This window comes from Streptomyces sp. CB01201 (assembly GCF_002803085.1).
In the GTDB taxonomy this organism is placed as follows: domain Bacteria; phylum Actinomycetota; class Actinomycetes; order Streptomycetales; family Streptomycetaceae; genus Streptomyces; species Streptomyces hundungensis.
Genome location: NZ_NNBJ01000022.1, coordinates 93,259 through 114,852, shown reverse-complemented (window position 1 = coordinate 114,852; position 21,594 = coordinate 93,259). Strand labels below are relative to the sequence as shown.

The 21,594-nt window shown below is 68.9% G+C and carries 20 protein-coding genes and 2 pseudogenes; 12 read left to right on the top strand and 10 right to left on the bottom strand.

Annotation, left to right across the window (positions count from 1 at the left end; genetic code table 11):
• The first annotated feature begins 250 nt into the window (after nt 1-250).
• Nucleotides 251-433: a hypothetical protein gene (locus CG740_RS39980; protein WP_159030475.1), complete on the top strand. Its 183-nt coding sequence runs from the start codon at nt 251-253 to the stop codon at nt 431-433.
• A 170-nt stretch (nt 434-603) separates the two neighbouring features.
• Here the strand turns inward: CG740_RS39980 and CG740_RS41240 are convergent.
• Together CG740_RS41240 and CG740_RS41235 are read right to left on the bottom strand one after the other, a co-directional pair.
• Nucleotides 604-763, bottom strand: a pseudogene (locus CG740_RS41240) (nuclear transport factor 2 family protein); the annotation flags it as partial.
• A 175-nt stretch (nt 764-938) separates the two neighbouring features.
• Nucleotides 939-1,160 (bottom strand): hypothetical protein, encoded by a 222-nt coding sequence (locus tag CG740_RS41235; RefSeq protein ID WP_100579177.1) that lies wholly within the window; start codon nt 1,158-1,160, stop codon nt 939-941.
• A gap of 130 nt (nt 1,161-1,290) precedes the next feature.
• Here CG740_RS41235 and CG740_RS34005 point away from each other — a divergent pair, with 130 nt between their 5' ends.
• Nucleotides 1,291-1,749 (top strand): hypothetical protein, encoded by a 459-nt coding sequence (locus CG740_RS34005; RefSeq protein ID WP_100579161.1) that lies wholly within the window; start codon nt 1,291-1,293, stop codon nt 1,747-1,749.
• A gap of 467 nt (nt 1,750-2,216) precedes the next feature.
• Here CG740_RS34005 and CG740_RS34000 read toward each other — a convergent pair whose 3' ends face one another.
• A complete protein-coding gene (locus CG740_RS34000; protein ID WP_100579176.1) occupies nt 2,217-2,411 on the bottom strand; it encodes a hypothetical protein in 195 nt (64 codons plus the stop codon).
• Nucleotides 2,412-2,865: 454 nt separating this feature from the next.
• Between CG740_RS34000 and CG740_RS41230 the strand changes: the two are divergent.
• Nucleotides 2,866-3,155, top strand: a pseudogene (locus CG740_RS41230) (IS5/IS1182 family transposase); the annotation flags it as partial.
• A gap of 30 nt (nt 3,156-3,185) precedes the next feature.
• Here CG740_RS41230 and CG740_RS33995 read toward each other — a convergent pair.
• Complete coding sequence (locus CG740_RS33995) at nt 3,186-3,599, bottom strand: RidA family protein (RefSeq protein WP_100579160.1); 414 nt, start codon at nt 3,597-3,599, stop codon at nt 3,186-3,188.
• Between the two features lie 309 nt (nt 3,600-3,908).
• Here CG740_RS33995 and CG740_RS39975 point away from each other — a divergent pair, with 309 nt between their 5' ends.
• Complete coding sequence (locus CG740_RS39975; RefSeq protein WP_159030474.1) at nt 3,909-4,142, top strand: hypothetical protein; 234 nt, start codon at nt 3,909-3,911, stop codon at nt 4,140-4,142.
• 297 nt (nt 4,143-4,439) lie between these two features.
• On the opposite strand, the gene CG740_RS33990 is transcribed toward CG740_RS39975, so the two are convergent.
• Nucleotides 4,440-5,081, bottom strand: a complete 642-nt coding sequence (locus CG740_RS33990; RefSeq protein WP_100579159.1) for a GNAT family N-acetyltransferase — start codon at nt 5,079-5,081, stop codon at nt 4,440-4,442.
• Between the two features lie 57 nt (nt 5,082-5,138).
• Between CG740_RS33990 and CG740_RS33985 the strand changes: the two genes are divergently transcribed.
• A complete protein-coding gene (locus tag CG740_RS33985; RefSeq protein WP_100579158.1) occupies nt 5,139-5,792 on the top strand; it encodes an alpha/beta fold hydrolase in 654 nt (217 codons plus the stop codon).
• Nucleotides 5,793-6,415: 623 nt separating this feature from the next.
• On the opposite strand, the gene CG740_RS33980 is transcribed toward CG740_RS33985, so the two are convergent.
• Complete coding sequence (locus tag CG740_RS33980) at nt 6,416-6,859, bottom strand: hypothetical protein (RefSeq protein WP_159030473.1); 444 nt, start codon at nt 6,857-6,859, stop codon at nt 6,416-6,418.
• Nucleotides 6,860-7,067: 208 nt separating this feature from the next.
• Complete coding sequence (locus CG740_RS33975; RefSeq protein ID WP_100579175.1) at nt 7,068-8,027, bottom strand: threonine/serine dehydratase; 960 nt, start codon at nt 8,025-8,027, stop codon at nt 7,068-7,070.
• 548 nt (nt 8,028-8,575) lie between these two features.
• Between CG740_RS33975 and CG740_RS33970 the strand changes: the two genes are divergently transcribed.
• Nucleotides 8,576-11,608: an AfsR/SARP family transcriptional regulator gene (locus CG740_RS33970; RefSeq protein WP_100579156.1), complete on the top strand. Its 3,033-nt coding sequence runs from the start codon at nt 8,576-8,578 to the stop codon at nt 11,606-11,608.
• Here CG740_RS33970 and CG740_RS33965 read toward each other — a convergent pair.
• Nucleotides 11,600-12,178, bottom strand: coding sequence for a chloramphenicol phosphotransferase CPT family protein (locus CG740_RS33965; RefSeq protein WP_100579155.1), 579 nt, complete (start codon nt 12,176-12,178; stop codon nt 11,600-11,602). The two genes, CG740_RS33970 and CG740_RS33965, sit on opposite strands and share 9 nt — an antisense overlap.
• Nucleotides 12,179-12,301: 123 nt before the next feature.
• On the opposite strand from CG740_RS33965, the gene CG740_RS33960 reads away from it, so the two are divergent.
• The 3 genes from CG740_RS33960 to dctA all read left to right on the top strand — a co-directional run bounded on the left by CG740_RS33960 (nt 12,302) and on the right by dctA (nt 15,752).
• On the top strand, nt 12,302-13,189 hold the full coding sequence (locus tag CG740_RS33960) for a LysR family transcriptional regulator (protein WP_100579154.1): 888 nt from the start codon (nt 12,302-12,304) through the stop codon (nt 13,187-13,189).
• A 69-nt stretch (nt 13,190-13,258) separates the two neighbouring features.
• Nucleotides 13,259-14,314 carry a tartrate dehydrogenase gene (locus CG740_RS33955; protein ID WP_100579153.1) on the top strand — a complete coding sequence of 352 codons (1,056 nt, stop codon included), beginning with the start codon at nt 13,259-13,261 and terminating at the stop codon, nt 14,312-14,314.
• Nucleotides 14,315-14,375: 61 nt separating this feature from the next.
• Nucleotides 14,376-15,752 carry a C4-dicarboxylate transporter DctA gene (gene dctA, locus CG740_RS33950; RefSeq protein WP_100579152.1) on the top strand — a complete coding sequence of 459 codons (1,377 nt, stop codon included), beginning with the start codon at nt 14,376-14,378 and terminating at the stop codon, nt 15,750-15,752.
• A 9-nt stretch (nt 15,753-15,761) separates the two neighbouring features.
• On the opposite strand, the gene CG740_RS33945 is transcribed toward dctA, so the two are convergent.
• The gene (locus CG740_RS33945) at nt 15,762-16,430 is read right to left on the bottom strand and encodes a DUF4097 family beta strand repeat-containing protein (protein WP_100579174.1); all 669 of its coding nucleotides are present in this window, start codon (nt 16,428-16,430) and stop codon (nt 15,762-15,764) included.
• 381 nt (nt 16,431-16,811) lie between these two features.
• On the opposite strand from CG740_RS33945, the gene CG740_RS40505 reads away from it, so the two are divergent.
• The gene (locus CG740_RS40505) at nt 16,812-16,967 is read left to right on the top strand and encodes an SflA family class IV lanthipeptide (RefSeq protein ID WP_199846652.1); all 156 of its coding nucleotides are present in this window, start codon (nt 16,812-16,814) and stop codon (nt 16,965-16,967) included.
• Between the two features lie 192 nt (nt 16,968-17,159).
• Nucleotides 17,160-19,760, top strand: a complete 2,601-nt coding sequence (lanL, locus tag CG740_RS33940; protein WP_100579151.1) for a class IV lanthionine synthetase LanL — start codon at nt 17,160-17,162, stop codon at nt 19,758-19,760.
• 16 nt (nt 19,761-19,776) lie between these two features.
• On the opposite strand, the gene CG740_RS33935 is transcribed toward lanL, so the two are convergent.
• On the bottom strand, nt 19,777-20,220 hold the full coding sequence (locus CG740_RS33935) for a MarR family winged helix-turn-helix transcriptional regulator (protein WP_100579173.1): 444 nt from the start codon (nt 20,218-20,220) through the stop codon (nt 19,777-19,779).
• 219 nt (nt 20,221-20,439) lie between these two features.
• Here CG740_RS33935 and CG740_RS33930 point away from each other — a divergent pair, with 219 nt between their 5' ends.
• Nucleotides 20,440-21,570 carry an NADH:flavin oxidoreductase gene (locus CG740_RS33930; protein ID WP_100579150.1) on the top strand — a complete coding sequence of 377 codons (1,131 nt, stop codon included), beginning with the start codon at nt 20,440-20,442 and terminating at the stop codon, nt 21,568-21,570.
• Nucleotides 21,571-21,594 lie beyond the last annotated feature (24 nt).

Sequence of the window (21,594 nt, the reverse complement as noted above, 5' to 3'; positions counted from 1 at the left end):
CCCATGACTTTCCGGACACCCCCTAGAGATTCAAGATCAATCCACCAGATCATGAAGTGACCCGTACTCCCGTACTGATGCCTCGTGGCCAAATGAACTGACCTACCGGGGGGGGGGGGGACGCCCCGAAGAGGTCCGACAGGGGCGTTCACGCCACAAGTAGTGCGAGCTTCGGCCGGCACGCCCACGGCGTACGTATCCAACGCTCGGCGCCGCCAAAGGGTGTCAAGTAACGCAAAGGAGCGACTAGATGAAGCGTCGAGGGGCCATCGGAATGCTGACCGCCATCATCATCTTCTTCCTCGGCATGCTGATCCACAGTCAACTCCGCTCCGACGGCGGCGCCCTGCCCACCTCGCTGCTCACCTTCGCCGCAGTCGCCGTGCCCGGCGGAGTCCTCAATTGGTGGCTCGCAGGCAAACTCCGCCGCTGAGCTTCGCAGCGGCGGCCCGGTGAGGCCGCCGACTGAAGTACCGGTACGCCTGAAGGTGGGGCTCCCTCGCAGCACGAGCGACTACCGCGACCAGACGAGCTGCCTGTGTGACAGCCCCCCGTGAACAGCGACAGCTCGATGGTCCAGGGTCAGTTAGAGCCGACTGGCGTTCACCGATCCTCGACGTCGAAAGCCTGGGCAACGCCGAGACTGTCGTCGTAGACATGATGCCGGGTGACGAGTCCGTCTTCGACTGGGCCGGACGGTCTGACGGACCTCACCGGGCACGACCGCGTCGTGTCCGCCGATGAGGATTCGCTCGACCTCGGTGGTCACGTCCGAGAGGCGCTCGATTCCCTCGTTGCCCGGGCGTGGCGCCGATGGATTCGACCGGTGATCGACATGCGGGTGCTCGGGGCAACGGCGACGTCATAGCGGCAGGCGCTTGTCTGCCACCCCCGGCCGTCGGCCCCGACCCAGCCGAGCAAACCAGCCAGCCAGCTGGCTAGCTATCGGCCCCGTTGTCATCGTTCCAGCGAGGGTCTGTCCCCCACTCCTCGTTGCGCGCCTTGGCTGTCTCCATCGCGTGGGAGGCCTCCTCTCGGCTTCCATAAGGGCCCATGCGATCGGCGCCCCGGCACTGCGGGCCCTGTTCGACCGTCTTGTGCTCCAGGCAGTAGAACCACTCACCGGACTTGCCATCGGCTGACTGCTTGATCTCTGACATGATCCACAAATGCCCGCATGAAGGCCCGGCAATCACAAGTCCCCCTTCCGAACGGTCACGTACCCGGGGCGACTGTTCCGCCGAGCGGAAGCCGTCGCGGCAGCGGCAGCAGCGGTGGCAGGATGTTCGGATGGGAACGATCGATGGTGCTGGTGGCAGCGACACTGTCCAATACGTAAGGTTCCAATCGCCTCACCGCAACGCCCGAGGCCACTACACCGGCATCTTTGGGCTCGTCAATAACCTGGCGCGCGAAGGCAGGCTCTCGGACGAACAGGAGTCCTTTCGCCGCACCAACAACAGCTGGTACGACATCGCGTACACCGATCCCTCGACCGTTGACCCCACGATCTACGATGACGCGATCAACCCAGGTGCCGCAGCGTGGTTCAAGCCGTCGGCAGCCCATCTGCTCGCTCGGGTCCCCGGCTACCTGGAGATCTTGGCCGCGCACGATGTCGAATGCGTGGTCCTGAGCTCCACAGATCCGGGTCGGGTCATCTACGAGGACGACGTCCAAGTCGTAGTCGTGCCGCATGCATTGAACGTTCCGGCGCGCCCGATACCGAGCGCGATCGTCAGGGATTGACCTGACCGCGATCCGCCCGCGCAACACCCGACGGGCGGGGCCGTATCCCGGTGTGGCGCCGCCCCTGCTTCAGCGCGGCTGACTGGGACGTGGAGGCCTTGGGCGCGCGTCACACATCAAGCACCCTTATTCGTAAAGCCGTTGAGGGACGTGCCACGGCCACCAAGGCATCCAGCAATGGGTGGATCTTGCCGCGAGTGGCTAAGTCGATGGAGCATTCAGCACGTCATCCCGGAGAAGTACGACAGTCCGGCCGCCCGCCTGCGCGAGGGCTCGCGCGGCCGACCGCCCACCGGATACGACGGAGAGCGGTACCAGACACGGAACACCGCCGGACGAGCAATCAACCGGCTGAACAGCATCGGGCGGTGGCAGCCCGCTACACCAAGCGGGGCTTCGCCTACCTCGGTACCGCCACCGCCGCGACCTCACCGTTTCAATCCGCAGCTGACCAATCCGGACGCCCCTCAGTAATTCGGCGCCATCACGACATACAGGCATCCGATGAATGCGAGTGCACAGGCGCCCGCCAGGGCGATGAGCGCGCAGCCGAGCGTCCCCGCGACGCCGGCGATGGCCGCCCAGCCGAGGCGTGTTGCTTGCTCGGCCCGCTGCACTGCGTCGCGGTAGTCGCTGTCGTCGTTCCAGCCGTGATCGGCCACACCCACCCCCGAATCGACCAAGCAGCTCGGTCGCACGTCCCCGAGTCCGACAACTTGCCGACCTCTCGCTCACTGCACACACAGTATCTTGAACGCGTTCAACTCCACAGGGTGGGGGCATGGCGGAAGAAGCCGAGGGCATGTCCGCTCGGCAGCGAGCCTGGGTCGTGGCAGGGATCGTGACGGCAGGGGGCGCGCAGCGGCCTTGGGGCTTGTGCTCGCCCCCTCTTGGCCGTGCTCTTCATCATCAGAGCGGCACCCGTCGCGGTGCCACTGCCGATGCGAGAACATGCGAAGACATCTGCACGAGCTTGTCGCGTCATCGGGACAGGCATGCCGATCTGGACATTTCTACGAACCGGAGTTCAACAGGGGCAAAGAGCATCTGCGTGAATTCGAAGCCACCAACGTCGAGGTGGCCGAGCGCGCCGGACAACTCACTCTCAAATGCGCCGATAAGGCGTGCTCACCCCTCCGCCACCGTCGCAACATGCGGCGACGCCAGATCAAGCACACCATCGCCGCCGAACCGAAGACCAGCGGGCCAACCGCCAACGCCAGGGCAGCAGGGGCGGCCGACCCGCCGGCTTCGGCAAGGCGTTCTACGAGCGCAGAGACGAAGTCGAGCGGACGATCAATACGTCGAAGTACTTCCGGGCGATGGTCACGAGGTTAGGCAAGAAAGCCTACGTCTTCTACGGAATCATGCCCGTCGCAGCAACTCGCCTGTGGCTCGGCTCGTAGACCCGCCGATGGGCCTACGAGTACTCCACGTCACCGCACGAGTCCGATGGCCTCAATCTCGATCATCCACTCAGACTTCGCGAGTGAGGAGACCTCCACGAAGGACTCCGCGAGGTGGGGCTTGTCCGGGAAGTGTTCCGCGCGCAACTTCGCGAAGATGTCCTGCTGCGCTATGTCCGTGACAAACACGGTCGCCTTGACTACGTCGGCGAGGCTGGACCCTCCGTTCGTGAGGACCGTCGACAGATTGGCGAGCGCCTGACGGGCTTGCGTCTCGAAGTCCCCGACGCCGACCGTGACGCCCTGGGCATCGATCGGTGCCTGCCCTGACGTGAAGACCAAGTTCCCGACCCGGACGCCGAGCGATATACCGGCCGACTCGTACCAGTCGGGTTCCGCGGAGACACGCACACGCTCCGCGGCAGGCTGCTGTGTTACGGACATGCTGCTGACACTCCCTCAAAACTGCACACGTACGGAGCCGGGCAGCTGTGATCAGCCCGGCTTGATCGACAGCCACAAAACCCTGGGATTCATTCCCGAAAGCTTGCAAGTCCGCTTTGGCACAAGTCTGGTGACAGTTGCTCACGCTGCCGCGCGCGCCTCGCCCCGGCCTGATCCGCAGGAAGGGCCCTGGGCTCACAGCCCCAGGGGCGCGGCCTCGGCGGACGGCCAAGCCTTGCCCCCTGCGCAGCAGTTCTACAGCACCCGTTACGGTTACGCCGTCAGAGACAAGGATCACGGGGGACGGCAATGGCGGACGCGAGGAACGAGACTCCGGCAGCAAGCGGACCACTGGGCACGCTGCCCGGCGTAGTCAGGGCCGGCGCGACCATTGCCCTGCTAGCAGCACTGGCAGCGATCGCCCTCGCTCTCCTGCCGGTGTCGAAGACGGTGAAGGGCCTGGACTCGAACGATCCAAAAACCACCGACAAAGTCACCTGCGGCTCGGTCCTGGTGCCCTCAGGCGATGACGTTCTGGAATGAGGCACTGGCGTGCAACTCTGCCAGGGTTCAGCGGGCTGGATGGTCCGGCACGGCCCTTTGTGGCTCCGTCGTCGTTCTCGTCTTCGCGCTCCTGATGGGAGACGGCATGGCGGGCAGCCCTGGGACGGGATCACCCCACAAGGGGCGTTCCCCCGACCAGGAGCCCGACGAGCAGCCGTAGCCTCGGCCTCGCGTCCGCACCCATGGCGGGTTCTGTCCTGCCGGTCGGCCAACTCACCCTTCGTTGAGGCCCGGAGCCGCCCTATCTCTTCACACTGAGCAGCTCTCACTGACAACTCAGAGGCAAGGCATGCTCATGTACAGGGCTTGTTCGCCGGCCGACGGTGTGCCGTCGTAAAGCGTCGTGTCCAGACCGCAGAAGGTGAATCCCATGCGCTGGTAGGCATGGATCGCCGGGGCGTTGATGTTGGTGACTTCCAGCCAGATGTGCGTGGCACCCCGCTCACGCGCAAACTCGGCGGCGTGCCCCATCAAGGTCCGGCCCACACCACGGCCACGGTGGGCCGGAGCCACCGCCACGTCCACGATGGTCAGTCGCCGGTTCCAGGAATCGAAGGAGACGACGACGTAACCCGCCAGACACTCGTTGGCGTCGATGGCGACGACGGTACGGAGGTTCGGATTGTCCTCGGGCGCGGAGTCGCCCTCATCGTCGGTGTCGTCCAGTGGGAAAACCTTGCGGATCGGGGGGTCCACCGGGACCTCCCGCAGCGCGAACACCGTGCCGACGGTGGACCCAGTGGTCTCGGTGGTCGCGGTCGGCGACCCTGCCGATCCGGCCCCGGTGACGCTTACGTGGAACACCGTATGCGTGGTGAACGATCCGTCGAGTGCCTCGATGCCCTCGGTGTCCTCGCGCCGGGCAGTGCGGAACTCGTAGTTCATGTCCTCAACGTTCATGTCCTCAACGGTCGTCATGCCGTAACCCTATGACCCGCCCGATCGCCGAGCGCGGCTCGTGGGGCGTGGGACGAGGTGGTGCCGCGCCTGGCTGCGGACGGCCACGGCGTCCACCCGCTGACGCTGTCCGGTCTTGCCGAGAAGCGAGGGGTGCCGGCCGGCCAGCAGACCCACGTTCAGGACATCGTCGACGAGGTCGAGCGTCAGGATCTGCGCGATGTCGTCCTGGTAGGACACAGCTACTCGGGCATCCCGGTCGGGCAGGCCGCGAGGCGCATCGGCAACCGGCTGGCTCGCGTGGTGTTCGTCGACGCAAGCGTTCCGGCTGACGGGGAACCGTTCGTTGCCGAGTGGCCGGACGGTGGGGCGGCGATGAGGACATCGCTCGCCGCGAACGGAGGCCTCTGGCCTGTTGCGGCCGCGACCCACTACCAGGGCCATGGCCTGACCGATGAGCAGATCGCCCGCATCGTAAGCAACTCGACGCCTCATCCCGGCCGCACGCTCACCGAACCCGCCACGCTGGAGCAGCCGCTCGACGATCTCCCGGTGACGTACATCAAGTGCACGCTCGGTGACCCCGAGCCGGGCGACGACGTGACGCGGCTACTCACCAACGAGCACTGGCGTCTGATCGAGATGGACACCGGGCATTGGCCAATGTTCTCCCGACCCCACGAACTAGCCCGAATTCTAAGCCAGTTGCTGCTCGACACACCTAAGACGTGAGCGCCGCTGCACACGCGCGGTCACCTCGCGGGCATGCGTCGCCCACACTGGCCGGTGCCGGTGCCGGTGTCGGTCGCTCACCGAGTACGCGTCCGTCCGCGCATCCGGTCAGGCCCGCGACGAGACGGCATGGTCGCAGATCGGCCGAGCAGGGACCCCGCTTACTACGAACTCCGCGGCTTCGTCGTTGACTTGGCCGCCAAGTGAGCACACCTGGTACCCGCGCCGGGAACGGCATTTGCGGCTGAGATGATGGACAGTCGACACAAGCCCTGCGCACTTGCTGCGCGCTGCCGCTTGCCGAGAATCGACCAAGTCTCACAGCACGTCGGGCAGCGCCTCACGGAGCAGGCGCCCGCTACTCGGGCGACTCGTTCAGGAGTGGCAGAATCGGGCTGGCGGAGCGGAGTTCGCCCGAGGCCGGATCCGTAGCGCTGACGCCACGCGCAGTCGCATTGGTCAACTTGGTCGCTACTTAAAGGAGTTCGACACGGGCACCACAGCGGGCGGCCAGGCCACCCCCAATCCGTCCGTACGGCAGCCCCATACAGCCCTACACAGGCCTGCGCAGCACCAACATGTTCGGCCGGTGGCGCCGCGGCCAGCCTGCACTCCTAGGAGTGCTATCCCGCGACGGGCTTCCTGACGCCCTTGCCGCTGTCGCAGACGAGCCCCCTGATCCCCGTGGATCCCTTGGGCTTGGCCACGGCCTGGCCGTCCCGGCAGTCGCCGTCGTCAGCCGCGTCACGGCAGCCCTGGAGCCAACGCTCCGGGGAGGCCGCGGCCTTGGGGCCGCCCTGATCGCGGCGCCACTGGTCGCAGCCTCCGTTTTTGAGGAAGCCCTGTGTGCCTCCGGTGGGGTCCGCCTTCATTCCGGCGAGGGCGACCACGTAACCGCCCTCATAGGCGACGTCCTCGCTGAACAGCGGCTTGTCGTTGAAGGCAGACACCGCTACGGCTCCGATACCGAGGCAGATGACGAGGCCAACTGCGAGCGCCAGCAGGAGGTTTCTGCGGGAGGGGCCTCTATGGGCGGTGTAGTGAGGTGCCTGACCAAGAAGAACCATGTGGATCACTCTGGCACACCGTGCCTGTCGCCCCTCCGACGCCCCCTCATTCCTGTGGTACCCAACTTCCGCACCTCCGCTCCTGACCCAGCGCAGGCTGAGGGCCGCAGACCTGGGGGCGCATGCTCAGCGGGCCCGGCCCGGCCCGGACCCGCAGGGACGAGGACGTCGAAGCACCCTCCCTCTCTCCGTACTTGCCGTACTTGTGTCAGTGCAGCCCGAACTGCTCGGCCCAAGTGGTCACATCGGCGGCCGACGCGTTACCGCCGCAGACGACCAGCCCGATCCTGGCGCTCTCGCCGACGTGGTCCAGGACCTTGCGTGCTGCGGGCACCAGGCAGCCGGCGGCAGGCTCGGCCCAGACCTTCGCGTGGTCGGCGAGGTCGAGGGTGCCTTGGACCGCCTCGGCGTCCGTCACGGTGAGGACGTCGGTGACCAGTGCCGAGACATGATCGTAGGTGAGCTGTGAGACGCTGGGCGCGCTCAACGTCGAGACGATCGAGGCCAGTTGGACCGGTACCGGGCCTCCGGCGGCCAGAGCCTCCGACATGGCTCGCGCACCCTCGGTCTCCACGCCCCAGATCCGGACACCGGGGCGACGCGCACGCAGTGCGGTGGCGACCCCCGCGATCAGCCCCCCGCCGCCGATGCTGACGAGTACGTCCGTCAGGTCCCCCGCTTCCTCCGCGAACTCCAGGCCGACCGTGCCCTGGGCCGCGATGACGACGGGGTCGTCGAAGGGGTGGACCAGGGTGAGCCCCTCGGTGCGGAGTTGCTCCGCGAGGGCGAACGCGCCGTCCATGGCGTCGGCAAGGATGACGTTCGCGCCTGCGGCCTCGGCGATCCCCACGGCTCGCCTCGGGGCGGACCGGGGCATGACGACGGTTGCCTTGATGTCCAGCGCACCGGCCATGACCGCGACGGCGATGCCGTGGTTGCCGCCACTCACCGCCACGACACCGGCAGCGCGTTCGGCCTCGTCGAGCGAGAGCAGCTTCGCCGTCGCGCCACGTACCTTGAACGAGCCGGTGCGTTGTAGCAGTTCCAGTTTTGCGGTGACCTGCGCACCCAGAAGCGAGGACAGCCCGGGGCTCGGCACCGTCGGGGTCCGAATGACATGCCCGGCGATCCGCGCGGCCGCGGCTTCCACATCCGCGACGGTGATCAGCACATTCGCCTCCGTACAACACACGCCCACGGCCGGTCGGCCGCAGTGCAAACGAACCCAAGATGTACGCCGCGCACGCACTTCTCCGCAAGCGACGGCAAATCCCCAGCTCATCGCAGCTCACGGCAGCTGATCGTCAGTTCCACCGGCTCGGCCCAGGCTTGACCCGGCTCACCCAGGTGCGGCCCGGCGCGGCCACAGCCGACCGCAGTCGTGACCGGGGCGGGGCAGGGCAGGGCGGGGTGCCCGAGTGACCCGTTCGCCGACGGCCCGCAGAGCGAGGATCCGCCCTGCCGGACGACGATCCACGTCCATTCGACGAGCCCGCGGCTGCCGGCCAGGAGAATGCCTCTGCCCCCCGCATACCGGCCCGGGTGCTGCCCAGGTACCAGGCGTAGGCACTCCCCTGACTCACTGCCCGTCCGCTCGTCGTCGGTGAGCCGTGCTCGGGAGACCCTATGGACACGCATCCGTCGACCGTCCTAGATTCGTCCTAGTGCGAGGTCAGACGGGGGTCGGGCACCAAATCGTCACGTGCCGGGGGGAACATGAAATTCGGCCTACTGGGGCCGTTACATGCCCAGATCGCCGAACGTACGGTCCAGTTGAACGGACCGCGGCAGGCCAAGATGCTGGCTGCCCTGTTGATTGACGCCAACACCATCGTCTCCATGGAGCGGCTCGTCGCCGTCATGTGGGATGCGAACGCGCCCGCCACCGCGGTGCGCCAAGTGCAGGACGCCGTTTCCGGGCTGCGCCGTAATCTGGTCGCGTGCGGAGCTGCTCCCTCCTTGATCAGTACGCGCCGCGGCGGCTATGAGATCCATGTGGCGCGAGTGCAACTCGACCTGCTGGAGTTCGACCACGAGCGGGACCTGGCCCAGCAAGGTGCGAACCCGCTTGAGCGGGCCGTCGCGCTGCGGCGGGCGCTGGCCTGCTGGCGCGGAAATGCCCTGGTCGACGTCTCCAGCCGGGTTCTGGAGATCGACGCGTCGCGGTTGAACGAGAGACGCGCGGCCACGCACAAACAGTGTCTGGCGATCGAACTCGACCTCGGGCGCCATCGGGAGGTCATCGACGAACTCACCGACCTGCTCCGCGAGCACCCGTACGACGAAGAGGTCGCCCAGCATCTGATAGTCGCTCTCTACCGGTGTCGGCGACAAGGCGAGGCGCTGCAAGCGTACGAGCGTTTGCGCCGGACCCTGGCGGACGAGCTCGGCGTCGACCCCACCCCGCCGCTCCAGGCCCTGCATCGGCGCATCCTGACCGCAGATCCCGCCCTGATGGCTCAGGACCGAGGTTCTGTTTCAGACTCAGGTTCAGATTCAGGTTCAGGAGCGCCGCAATCTCCCGCTCCGGATTCGGGTTCGGATTCGGGTTCGGGATCACCTTCGGCGCTTCGCGTATCGGGCGCGTCATCGCAGTTCCCTGTCGCGGCAGCAGGCGCCGGGACGGCCATGGCAATGCCCGTACGTCAACTGCCGCTGGACGTCACCGACTTCGTAGGCCGGAACGACGCGTTGGCCGAACTCGCCGGGCTGCTCGACGGGTCGCCGGCGAACCGGGCGCCGGTGGCCGTCGTCGTGGGCGGCCCCGGTGTCGGCAAGTCGTCGCTGGTGACGCATGCCGCTCGGCTGGCGAGCGCCAACTTCCCCGACGGCCAGCTGTATCTCAACCTCGCGGCGATGTCGGACGATCCGCGGGATCCGGGGCTGATGCTGGCCGAGGCCCTGCGCGCGCTCTCGATCGCCGGCAGCGCGATACCGAACAGCCTCTTCGAGCGGGCGGCGCTCTACCGGTCGTTGTTGGTGGACCGGCGCATGCTGGTGGTGCTGGACGACGCCGGCCGCGCCGACCAGGTACTGCCGCTGCTGCCCGGCGCCGACGGCTGCGCCGTGTTGATCACCAGCCGTACCCTGCTGACGCAACTCCCCGGCGCGCGGCACATCGACCTGGACGTGCTCAGCCCGGCCGAGGCGCGGGAGCTGTTCACCGGGATCGTCGGGCGGCAGCGGGTCGAGCGGGAACCTGACGAGGCCGACGCGATCCTGGACTGCTGCGGCAACCTGCCGCTGGCCATCCGGATCGCCAGCGGCAAACTCGCGGGCCGGCCGGCTTGGTCCCTGCGGGTGCTGCGGGAGCGGATCGAGGACGAGTCCCGGCGGCTGGCCGAGCTGCGGATCGGGGACCTCAGTGTGCGTGCCAGCGTCGAGCTGAGCCTGCGCCTGCTGCCGGCCGAAGCGGTGCGCGCGCTGGGCCTGCTGGGCCTGCTGGGCGCGTACACGCTGCCCGGCTGGGTGGTCGGCCCGCTGCTCGACCGCCCGGACGGAGAGGAGGTGTTGGACACCCTCGTCGACGCCAGCCTGGTCCGGCTGATCGCCACCGATGCTCTCGGCGAACCGCGCTACCGGCTGCATGACCTGATCAGGACCTGTGCCGTGGAGATCGCCGCCCCGCTGGCGACGGCGGACAAGCGGGATGCGATCGTCCGGGTGCTGTCCGTCTGGCTCGACCTCGTCAGACGCGGCACCGACCGGCTGCCGGGCGGGCTGCTGGCCGCCGCGCGCGGGTCGACCCCGGGTCGGTCGCTGCCCGACTCGGTGGTGGATCGCCTCATGGTCGATGCGTTCGGCTGGTTCGACGCGGAACGCGACAACCTGCTGGGCGCGGTGAAACTGGCCGTGGACTGGGGCCTGGACGACTTGGCCTGGGAGCTCGCGGCCGGTACGGCGACGTACTACGACCACCGGTGTGTGTACCAGGACTGGCAGCATGGGCACCGGCTCGCGTTGGACGCGGCGGAGGCCGCGGGCAACGCGGCCGGCGCATCGGTACTGCTCCGCGGACTTGGTCAACTGCACATCTACCAGGACGAGTTCGACCGGGCGACGCGCGTGCTCGAATCCTCCATCGAGCTGTGCCGGGACATCGGGGACAAACGCGGCGAGGCCCTGTCGGTGGCGATGCTGAGTACGGTCAGCCGGGTGCAGGGCCGTGACGACGAAGCACTCGAACGCGTGGAGCAGGCGCTGGCCATCGCGGTGGGTGAGGGAGACCGGCAGATCGAGGCGCAGTTGTCCTGCTCCATGGGCGTGATGCGACTCATGCAGGGCGACCTGGACGAGGCGGAGTCCTGGTTCACCGGTGCCTTGCGGCTGGCCAGGGCGCTGGACGACGACCATCGCGTGGCTGTCGTCCTGCGGCGCTTCAGCAGGTTGCACGATCGGCGTGGCGATCCGGACGAGGCGCTGCGGTGTCTGCGGCAGGCGCTGGCCACCTTCGAGGAACTGGCCGATGAGCGGTGTGCCGGGTACACACTGCTCGAAGTCGGCCGCGTCCACGCGGGCCGGAATGACCGGGTCCAGGCGAATCCGGCGTTGGAGCGCGCGGCGGAGCTCTTCCACCGGCACGGTGACCGTCAGGACGAGGCCACCTGCTGGCAGCTGATCGGCGATCTGGACGCGGCGGCCGGGATCCATCACCTGGCCCGTCAACACCATGAGCGGGCACGGCAGTTGTGGCAGACGATCGGAGCCATGAACCAGACGAACACTCCGGCGCAGCCATCGTCACCGTGAAGGTGCCCGGCATTCGTCCTCCAGGTACCGCACCCGAAGGCGGGCGAACGCGGTGGGCGTCGGCCGCCGCGGGAGGAATTCCTTGATCAGCTCCGCGCAATCACGCGGGCTCGCCGCGCTGGTGTCGCATTCGATGTCGTAGTCGCCGTGCTGATGGACCAGGTCGTACTGGAGCGCGGCCAGGCCCGGGGGTCGATCTCCGCGCGCCTGCTCCCTGCGGGCCAGCTCGCTCAAGGGGCAGCGGACACCGACGAACAGCACGTTGTCCGGGGGAAGCACGCTCAGGCAGTCGATCAACCGCCATGGTTCACTGAGGACATGGTCGACGACCACGTCGTTGCCCACTTCGGCCATGGCGGCGATCGACCGGTGGAATCCCAACCTTGTCCGGCGCAGGGCCACATCGAGATCTTTCTGCGCGAGGTTCCGCTTCGTGCGCATCGCGTTGAAGCTGTCGACCGCGAGGTGGAAGAAGACTCCGTCGTCCAGGATGTCGACCAACTCCCGGGCGATGCTCGACTTCCCCGAACTGGACGTGCCGTTGAGGAAGATGATCCGTCCAACTGCCATGCGAACATGCTCACACGGGTCAGCCGGCATGGCGCTCCGGGGTTCGGCCCGCCCGGCCCGCCCTTGAGTCGGAGGCCGGAAGTCGGAGGCCGGAAGTCGGCGCCCTGGCGCCAGGATGGACCCATGGATGTTCGTCAGCTGGAGTACTTCCTCGCGATTGTGGATCACGGGGGGTTCGGCCGGGCCGCTTCGGCCCTCTACCTCTCGCAGCCTTCGCTGTCCCAGGCCGTGCAGGCCCTGGAACGCGACCTGGGCAGCAGCCTGTTCCACCGGATCGGCCGCCGGGCCGTGCTCACCGAAGCCGGCACCGCGCTGATCGACCCTGCCCGGGCCGCCGTGCGCAGTCTGGAGACGGCCCGGGCCAGGGTCGCCGCGGTACACGAACTGCGCGACGGGCGCTTGGACATCGCCGCGATGCCGTCCCAGGCGGTCGAGCCGCTCACGACCATGATCCGCGGCTTCAGCTCTCGCCATCCCGGCGTGTCGGTGAGCATCCGGGCCGCTTTCACCTCGCGCGATGTGATCGACATGGTGCGCACCGGTGCCGCCGAGCTGGGTCTCCTCGCGACATCCGGTCCCCTGCCCGACAAGGAGGTGATCTCGCATGCCGCGGGTGAGCAGCGCTTCGTACTGATCGCTCCACCCAAGGGGCCTTTCTCCAGGGGCAGTTCAGTGCGCTGTGAGCAGCTGGCGGGACAGCGGCTGATCGTCGGACAACGCGGCACCGGGATGCGCGCCTACGTCGACGGGCTGCGCGAGCGCGGGATCGGTTTCACCATCGCGGCGGAGACCGAACACCGGGTGGCCATCCTGCCGCTGGTCCTCGCCGGGGTCGGTCTGGCCGTGGTCACCGAGTCCTGGCGCACCATGGCCGAGCGGGCCGGTGCACTCGTCCTGGACATCGAGCCGAAGTCGACGCTCCGGATCGCCCTGGTCGGTCGTCGCGCCGAGCGGTCGCCGGCCGCCGATGCGTTCCTGACCTGCGCACTCGCCGCGATCGCGAGCTCATAAGCGGGTCCTATGAGGCAGATCGGCAGAGCGTCTTGGACGGGCACGTGGCCCGATTGCTGCAATCGGGCCATGACCAACCACCACATCGCTCTGATCCCCGGCGACGGCATCGGAGCCGAGGTCCTGCCACCTGCCCGGCAGGTGCTCGACGCCGTCGGGGCCCGCCACGGTTTCGGCTTCTCGTACACCTCCTACGACTGGTCGTGCGAGCGTTACGTCCGCGAGGGCGCGATGATGCCCGACGACGGCCTCGACCAGCTGCGCGACAAGGACGCCATCCTGCTCGGTGCGGTCGGCTACCCGGGAGTTGCCGACCACGTCTCCCTGTGGGGACTGCTGATCCCGATCCGGCGCGGCTTTCGCCAGTACGTCAATCTCCGTCCCATCCGTGTCTTCGAGGGAGTCGAGAGTCCGCTGCGCGGCGCGGGCCCCGGGGAGGTCGACTTCGTCGTCGTCCGCGAGAACGTCGAGGGCGAGTACAGCGAGATCGGCGGGCGGCTCAACCGGGGCTTTCCGGAGGAAATGGCCGTGCAGGAGGCCGTGTTCACCCGCGCGGGGGTGACCCGCGTCCTCGACTACGCCTTCGAGCTGGCCGCCCGCCGCGGCGGCAGGCTCACCTCGGCCACCAAGTCCAACGGCATCGTGCACACCATGCCGTTCTGGGACGAGTTGGTCGCCGAGCGCGGCGCCGATCACCCACAGGTGACGTGGGACCAGGAGCACATCGACGCGCTGGCAGCCAAGTTCGTCCTCGATCCGGCCCGCTTCGACGTGGTCGTAGCCTCCAATCTCTTCGGTGACATCCTCAGTGATCTGGCCGCCGCCGTGGCCGGTTCCATCGGGATCGCGCCGGCCGCCAACCTCAACCCCGAGCGCGCCTTCCCGTCCATGTTCGAGCCGGTCCACGGGTCCGCCCCCGACATCGCCGGGCGCGGCATCGCCAACCCTCTCGGGGCGATCTGGTCGGCGGCGCTGATGCTCGACCATCTGGGCCACGGTGAAGCGGCCGAGGATGTCACCGATGCCATCGCCGCCGTGCTCGCCAAGTCCGACGTGCGCACCCCCGACCTGGGCGGCGACGCCACCACCGCCGAATTCACGGACAAGCTCCTCGGGCTTCTCTGACACGCGCACGGCCGGGGTCGCGTCCCGGTTGCGTCCACGTTCCTCGACGAGGAGAAACGCCATGGCAGCAACCGCACCACCTTCCACTCCTGCCACTCCGACGGAAACCCCACGGCCCAGGCCCTGGTACCGGCAGCTGTACTCCTGGGTCCTGATCGCGATCGTCGCCGGCATCCTGACCGGCTGGCTCCGGCCGTCCGTGGGCATCGCCCTGGAGCCGGTCGGGACCACGTTCGTCTCCGCGATCAAAATGCTGATCACGCCGATCGTCTTCCTCACGATCGTCGCCGGCATCGGCGGTGTCGACAGCTTGCGCCGGGTCGGCCGGGTCGGGCTGAAGTCCTTGGTCTACTTCCAGGCGGGGACCCTGGTCGCGCTCGCCGTGGGCCTGACCGCGGTGAACCTGTTCCAGCCCGGTTCCGGGGTGCACGCGCACCCTGGTGCCCTCCACCTGTCCGGCGATGCCGCTCAGTACGTCAAGAGCGGAGAGAACCAGAGCTGGTGGCACTTCCTCACCGACATCGTGCCCTCCAGCGCGATCGGAGCATTCGCCGAGGGCAACATCCTCCAAGTCATCTTCTTCGCCGTCCTGTTCGGCGTCGCACTCAAAGCCGTGGGGCCCGTCGGAGAGCCGCTCGTCGACGGCATCAACCGGCTGAGCACGGTCGTCTTCAAGATCCTGCACTACATCATGCTCGCCGCCCCCGTCGGCGCTTTCGGCGCCATGGCCTTCACCATCGGCAAGTACGGCGTCTCGACCCTGACCAGTCTCGGCCGCCTCATCGCCGTTTTCTACGGCACCTCCCTGTTCTTCGTCGTGGTCGTGCTCGGCGGTGTCCTCGCCCTGCTGCGGATCAGCGTCTTCAGGCTGCTGCGCTATCTGCGCGAGGAATTCCTCGTCGTCCTGGGCACCTCGTCGTCCGAAAGCGTCCTGCCCCGTGCCATGGTGAAGCTCGAAGGGCTCGGAGTCCGGCGCGACATCGTCGGCCTGACCGTGCCGACCGGATACTCCTTCAACCTCGACGGCAGCTCCATCTACCTCTCCCTGGCCGCCGTCTACATCGCCCAGGCCACCGACACCCCGCTCACCATCGGTCAGCAACTGGGCCTGCTCGCGGTCATGATCCTGACTTCCAAGGGCTCCGGCGGCGTCACGGGTGCGGGGTTCATCGCCCTGGCCGCCACGCTCTCCAGCGTCGGCACCGTCCCCGCCGCCGGCATCATGCTGGTCTTCGGCATCGACAAGTTCATGTCCGAATGCCGTGCCCTGACCAACCTCGCCGGCAACAGCGTCGCCACCCTCGTCGTCGCCCGCTGGGAACGGGCTCTGGACACCGAACGCGTCAACCGGGTGCTGCGTACCGGAATCCCCGAGCCCGATGGCGAACCGGACCGCGCTGCGCAGGCCGACGCCACCCCCGTCCTCGCCAAGTCCTGACCTCCTCGCTCACAGGCTGCGTGCGGTGATGTCGCCGCACGCGGTGCTCGCGTGGATGTTCAGGGTGGCCGCCGAGCCATCGGCGTTCCTGAGCGCATTGCGGACACGGCCGTAGTGGGTGTCCGCGGCCAGGGTCGCCGAGGTCTCATGGGCCGCGCCGACCGTGATCGTCCCGAAACCGGTGTCCAGCGTGAGCGCGCCGCGTGCGGCCTCCATGACGTGGATGTCGCCCGCCGCCACGGTGATCTCACCGTCACCGGCGAGCCGGCCGATCTGCACGTCCCCGGCGTGCACGCTCAACCGCAGGCTGGCGGCCTCCTCGACCTGTACGACGCCGTACGCGCCGTCGAAGGTCACGTCGCCGAGAGAACCGGACGTGCGCAACTCGGCGGCACCCGCCTTGGCCACGATCCGTGAGCCGGAGGGGAGTTGGACGAACACGTCCACGGCGCCCGAGCTGCCGAAGAGCTGATTCCTCATCGGGGTCGCGATGCGCAGGACCCCGTTCACGAAGACGATCCCGGTCTGCTCCGCGGCCCTCACATCACGGCCCTTCGAGGCGTCCGCCGGCTTGACCTCGACGGTGGCACTGCCCTCAGCGGTCGCAGTGACCCGAACCCGCCCGGCGGGGATGTCGAGGACTGCGGTCACGGGGGCGGCGGTGGCGAACTTCTGCATGACGTGCTCCATCTTCTCGTTGCCCTTCGCGACCTCTTGGCCGCGTTGTCCTGAGGAGAATGAGCCGCGCGGGTTTCAGCGTCGCCTCACTGCGGTTTCAGCCTGTTTCACGTGGAACAGCGCCCTCGGCCGGAGCGGGGTCGACCGACCTCGCGCTCCGCCGGGCCACGCACCATGTCCCCCTGGATTCCTGCCTGGTTCCTGGCTGGTTTCCTGTCGGCTTTCTTTTCGACCGGCTTGGGTCCGGGCCCCGCTTCGGCTGTAGTGGCTCCTGCTGTTCGAACCGACGGTGCATATGCCGTCGACCAGTGCACAGCGCCCTGTACCTACGCAGGACGAGATCACCTGTGCATTTCACCGGGACTAGCAGGAAGGATCGCCATGAGCCCCCTGGAGCTCCAGATTCGCGAAGCGGAACCGCTCGACATGGAGGAGCAGCTCATCGAGTTCGAGGACGACGCGGACACCGGTCGCCGCATCGAGGCCTGCCTCGCCGACCCGTGGCCCACGGCCACCACCCGGGTCGCCTGCGACTGAGGCCCGCCCTCCCGCTGCGGCCCCTTACGGCCGCAGCGGCACGGCACTCCCGCGCACAGCGGCAGAATCGGGCGCTCCCGGGCGACACCGTGCCGCACGAGGACGCGGACCGGGCAACGGACGAAGAACAGGGCGAAGACGCGAGAACGGGAAGCAGGAAACGGGAGCCAGGGAAGGGGGAACGGGGAGCACATGCGACCGGCCCACCGCGACGACGTACCGGACCTGGACCCCGACGACGCCGCCGGCCTGCGGCGGCGCCTCGAAGAGCTGCTGGCCGGAGCCCCTCGACGCCTCGCCTCGGACGAGTGCTGGCTCTATCTGCTGGACCCGGGCATGCCGGTGCGCGAGCACGGCTGGAAGCTCCACATCTCCACCCGCGCCGAGGACCTCCTCGACACCGTGGGCCTGGTCGTTCCGGTTCTGCTGCGGCACACCTGCGACGCGAAGTTCGCGGTCAGCCCGTCCGTGCTGCGGGACCTCAACGGGGGCGAGCGGCACCCCCACCTCGTGGGCAAGGCAGCCACCGTCTATCCGCGCGAACGGGATTTCGCGGCGATCGCCAACGAACTGGCCGACGTCCTGGAGGGCCGCACGGGCCCCCGCGTACTCAGCGACCGCCGGGTGCGGGTCGGCTCACCGGTGCACTACCGGTACGGGCCCTTCCGGATCAGCGCGCCCGATGGCCGAGCGTCCGTCCTGGTCGGCCCGGACGGCCGGGCCTTCAGCGCCCAAGGGGGTGCCCGCTACCGCCAACCCCCGTGGGCCAGCGACCCGTTCGGTCGTCCCGCCCCCGACGCGGTCCCCGGCACCCGGCTCGTGGGCGGCCGCTACCGGATCACCACGGGCATCGTGCGCTCACCGCGGGGGGATGTGTACCGGGGCGTGGACGCGACCACCGACGATCGGGTGGTCATCAAACAGGCCAGGCCGTACGTGGCGGAGGACGAGCAGGGGATCGACGCACGCGACCGACTGCGCCACGAGCACCGGGTGCTGGTGGCGCTCGACGGCACGGACGGCGTGCCACGTGTCGTCGACCACGTGAGGCACGGTGACGACGAGTACCTCGTCATGACCGACTGCGGGCCGGCGGACCTGTGCCGCGACGTGCTCGACAACGGGCCCTACGCGGCTCGCGGTGATCGCGGGGCCGCGGAACTCGCTTTGCTGGCGCTCCAGTTGATGGCCGTTCTCGATGGGGTCCATGACCGCGCGGTGGTCGTCGGCGACCTCAAGCCGCGCAACGTGGTGCTCGGCCCCGGCGGAGCCGCCCGGCTCGTCGACTTCGGGATCAGCGCCCTCGACGGCTTCCGCCCGGCCGGCGGGACACCCGGCTATTCCCTCCCGGTATACCGTCCCGGCATCCGACCCGAGCCCGCCGACGACCTCTACGCGCTCGGCGCCACCCTGCATTACGCGCTCACCGGCATGGACCCGGTGGTCGTCGACCCCGACCACACGATCAACCGCGACCGGACACTGGCATGCCTGGCCACCGCCGCGCCCGGCGCCGCCCTGCGGCAGCTGCGTGACCTGGTCGGCGGACTGATGAGCTTCGACCCGGCCGAACGGACCACCGCCGCACGGCGGTTCGCGGCGGGCCTGCCCGCTCTGCCCGGCAGGCGTGGCACACCGTCCGTGCCGCGCCCCTCCCCCGGGCTCCTGGACGAGGTGATCGGCCACACGGTCGCGAGGAGCGTGGACGCGGCACCCCACCTGTGTGCCGGGCCGGGCACCCATCACCCCGGCTCGTCGCTCACCCTGTACGCGGGCGCGGCAGGCGTCGGTCTGGAACTGCTGCACCACCTGGACCGGCCGGGCGTGCCGCGGGCCGTTGCCGAATTGGCCGATCAGAGCGCGCGCCATCCCGAACTGCCCCGGCTGAGCGCGGCCCTGTACATCGGCCGCACCGGCGTCGACCTGTTCCTGGCAGCCGCCAAGGGTCCCATCGAGGCACCACCCTGCGATCCGGCCCCGCCCGACGACACCGGCGACCAGATCGGTGGAACCGCGGGAACCGGGACGGGCCACCTGATCCTGGCGGCCCGTGCCGAGGCGGACGGACGCCCCACCGACGCGGCCCGCCATCTGACGATGGCGGGCGACTGCGCCACCACGCTCCTGGCCCGGCAGTCCGAGATGCCCGGCACGGCCCCGGAACCCTCGCGTCCGGCGGCCTCGTCGGACGCGGCGTACGAACTCGGCTTCGCCCACGGCGCGGCGGGCATCATCCATTTCCTGTACGCGTATCAGCGCGTCACCGCCGACCCTGTGGTGCGCGCGGCAGCCCTCGCCGGCCTGGACAGCCTCGCAGCCCGTGTGCCGGGCCTGCTGGCAACGGCCGAACGCCCCGAAGCCAGCCGACGCTACGGCTCTTGGTGCCGAGGGCTCACGGGGCTGGCGGCTCTCCTGATCGAAGCGGGCAGCGGCGAGCAGCACACCGAGTGGCTCGCACTCGGGCTGAGCGGCGCCCGCGCCTGCCATCGGATCGCGCCGCGGATGAGCCTGGTGTCTCAGTGCTGTGGTCTGTCGGGCGTCGGCGACCTTCTCGTCGATGCCGCGGTCGCCACGGGGGACGACGAGCTGTGGCACGCGGCGGAGGATGTCGCCGCGCTGATCCTGGCCCGTAGCGGCGGCGCCTGTCTGCCGCTGTTCCCGGACAACTCGCTGATCGGCTCCGACCTGGCGTGGGCGACCGGCGGCACCGGCGTGCTGACCTTCCTGCGCAGGCTGCGCGACCGTGGCGGCAACCGCCTGTGGGCGCCGGCGATCCCTCTCGTGGGACCCTGACGGGCCCCCTCACGGGTCATGCGGAGCACGTGCCCCCCGGCGCCTCCTCCGCGCGCGGCCAGTGCCGTCCTTCCAGCGCCTCCGCACTGCGATTGAGCCGGACCAGGACGTCCGCCAACTCCCTTATCTCCTCCGGGGACCAGTCGGCGACCACTCGGGCCAGGCAGGACCGGTTGACCTCGCGGTCCGCTTCGAGCCGACGCGTGCCTTCCACAGTGATGCGCAGCTTGCGTGCCAGGCCGCCGTCCGGACATGGGACGCGTTCGGCGAGGCCGCAGCGCAGCAATGCGGCCGTCTGGCGGTTCACGGTCGAGGTGTCGAGCCCGAAGGCCTCCGCCAACTGGCCGATGGACATGGGGCCTTGGGTGTCGATCCGGCTGAGCAGCAGGTAGGCCGACCGCTCCAGACGTTCGGGGTCGCGTTCGCGCCGGGCGAGCACCTGGTGTCGTGAGAGCAGCATCAGCTCCCGCTCCAGCCTTTCCAGCACTTCGCCTCCCACTCCCTAGGGCACTTCATTATTGCGGACCCGTGGACGGATGGACCCGCGGGCCGGGGCCGTGCGCGCGGTGGACGACGCGGGGCCGGGCCCGAGCCCTGCAATATGCATGATACATACCATGTGTACTATGCACTTCTCGTTGTCACCCAACGAGCCACAGCCTCACCCCGGAGGACCCGCATGACCGTCACCACGTCCACCTCAGCACGCGCGGCCGAGATCCTGTCGCGGCCCGTCACCCTGAACGGCCTCACCGTCCCCAACCGCGTGGCGATGGCTCCGATGACGCGGATGTTCTCCCCCGACGGAGTTCCCGGCGAGGACGTGCGGGCGTACTACGCCAGCCGTGCCGCCGCGGGCGTGGGCCTGATCGTCACCGAGGGCACCTACGTCGGGCACGAGTCCGCCGGGCAGAGCGACCGGGTGCCGCGGTTCCACGGCGAGGACCAGCTGGCGGGTTGGGCGAAGGTCGCCGCGGCCGTGCGCGAGGCGGGCGGCACGATCGTCCCGCAGCTCTGGCACATAGGCATGGTGCGCAAGCAGGGCGAGGCCCCCTACCCCGAGGCACCCGCCGTCGGCCCCTCCGGGATCCGCGTCGACGGTACGGAGGGGACCGGCAAGGCGATGACCCTCGCCGACATCGATGACGTCATCGGCGCGTTCGCGGACGCCGCCCAGGAGGCGCACCGGATCGGCTTCCACGGTGTCGAACTGCACGGCGCCCACGGCTACTTGATCGACCAGTTCCTGTGGGAGCGCACCAACCGCCGCACCGACGCCTACGGTGGCGACGCGGTGGCCCGTACGAAGTTCGCCGCGGAGATCGTGGCCGCGGTCCGCGAGCGCGTCCCGGCCGACTTCCCGGTGATCTTCCGCTACTCGCAGTGGAAGCAGGAGGCCTACGACGTCCGGCTCGCGCAGACTCCGGAGGAGCTGGAGGCGATCCTCGCCCCGCTGGCGGCCGCGGGCGTGGACGCGTTCCACGCCTCGACGCGGCGCTACTGGCTCCCGGAGTTCGAGGGCTCGGACCTGAACCTGGCGGGCTGGACCAAGAAGCTCACCGGCCGGCCGACCATCACCGTCGGCTCGGTCGGCCTCGACGGCGACTTCCTCCGCGCCTTCGCCGGTGAGGGCGCCGAGCTCGGTGCCATCGACAACCTTCTGGACCGCATGGAGCGCGACGAGTTCGACATGGTCGCCATCGGCCGGGCCCTGCTCCAGGACCCGCAGTGGGCGGCGAAGGTCCTCGGCAACCGCTTCGACGAGCTGACGGCGTACGACGCGGCGGCCCTCAAGTCGCTCAGCCACTGACCACAGGCCGGCCGTCCGGGCACG

Excerpts from the sequence above, each read along its gene's own strand:
- CG740_RS33945 (WP_100579174.1), bottom strand. The coding sequence starts at position 16,430 with ATGCAGAAGTTCGCCACCGCCGCCCCCGTGACCGCAGTCCTCGACATC.
- dctA (WP_100579152.1), top strand. The coding sequence starts at position 14,376 with ATGGCAGCAACCGCACCACCTTCCACTCCTGCCACTCCGACGGAAACC.
- CG740_RS33965 (WP_100579155.1), bottom strand. The coding sequence starts at position 12,178 with ATGGCAGTTGGACGGATCATCTTCCTCAACGGCACGTCCAGTTCGGGG.
- CG740_RS33980 (WP_159030473.1), bottom strand. The coding sequence starts at position 6,859 with ATGGTTCTTCTTGGTCAGGCACCTCACTACACCGCCCATAGAGGCCCC.
- CG740_RS39975 (WP_159030474.1), top strand. The coding sequence starts at position 3,909 with ATGGCGGACGCGAGGAACGAGACTCCGGCAGCAAGCGGACCACTGGGC.
- CG740_RS33960 (WP_100579154.1), top strand. The coding sequence starts at position 12,302 with ATGGATGTTCGTCAGCTGGAGTACTTCCTCGCGATTGTGGATCACGGG.
- CG740_RS39980 (WP_159030475.1), top strand. The coding sequence starts at position 251 with ATGAAGCGTCGAGGGGCCATCGGAATGCTGACCGCCATCATCATCTTC.
- CG740_RS33990 (WP_100579159.1), bottom strand. The coding sequence starts at position 5,081 with ATGACGACCGTTGAGGACATGAACGTTGAGGACATGAACTACGAGTTC.
- CG740_RS33995 (WP_100579160.1), bottom strand. The coding sequence starts at position 3,599 with ATGTCCGTAACACAGCAGCCTGCCGCGGAGCGTGTGCGTGTCTCCGCG.
- lanL (WP_100579151.1), top strand. The coding sequence starts at position 17,160 with ATGCGACCGGCCCACCGCGACGACGTACCGGACCTGGACCCCGACGAC.
- CG740_RS33970 (WP_100579156.1), top strand. The coding sequence starts at position 8,576 with ATGAAATTCGGCCTACTGGGGCCGTTACATGCCCAGATCGCCGAACGT.
- CG740_RS41235 (WP_100579177.1), bottom strand. The coding sequence starts at position 1,160 with ATGTCAGAGATCAAGCAGTCAGCCGATGGCAAGTCCGGTGAGTGGTTC.
- CG740_RS33935 (WP_100579173.1), bottom strand. The coding sequence starts at position 20,220 with ATGCTGCTCTCACGACACCAGGTGCTCGCCCGGCGCGAACGCGACCCC.
- CG740_RS34005 (WP_100579161.1), top strand. The coding sequence starts at position 1,291 with ATGGGAACGATCGATGGTGCTGGTGGCAGCGACACTGTCCAATACGTA.
- CG740_RS33930 (WP_100579150.1), top strand. The coding sequence starts at position 20,440 with ATGACCGTCACCACGTCCACCTCAGCACGCGCGGCCGAGATCCTGTCG.
- CG740_RS40505 (WP_199846652.1), top strand. The coding sequence starts at position 16,812 with ATGAGCCCCCTGGAGCTCCAGATTCGCGAAGCGGAACCGCTCGACATG.
- CG740_RS33955 (WP_100579153.1), top strand. The coding sequence starts at position 13,259 with ATGACCAACCACCACATCGCTCTGATCCCCGGCGACGGCATCGGAGCC.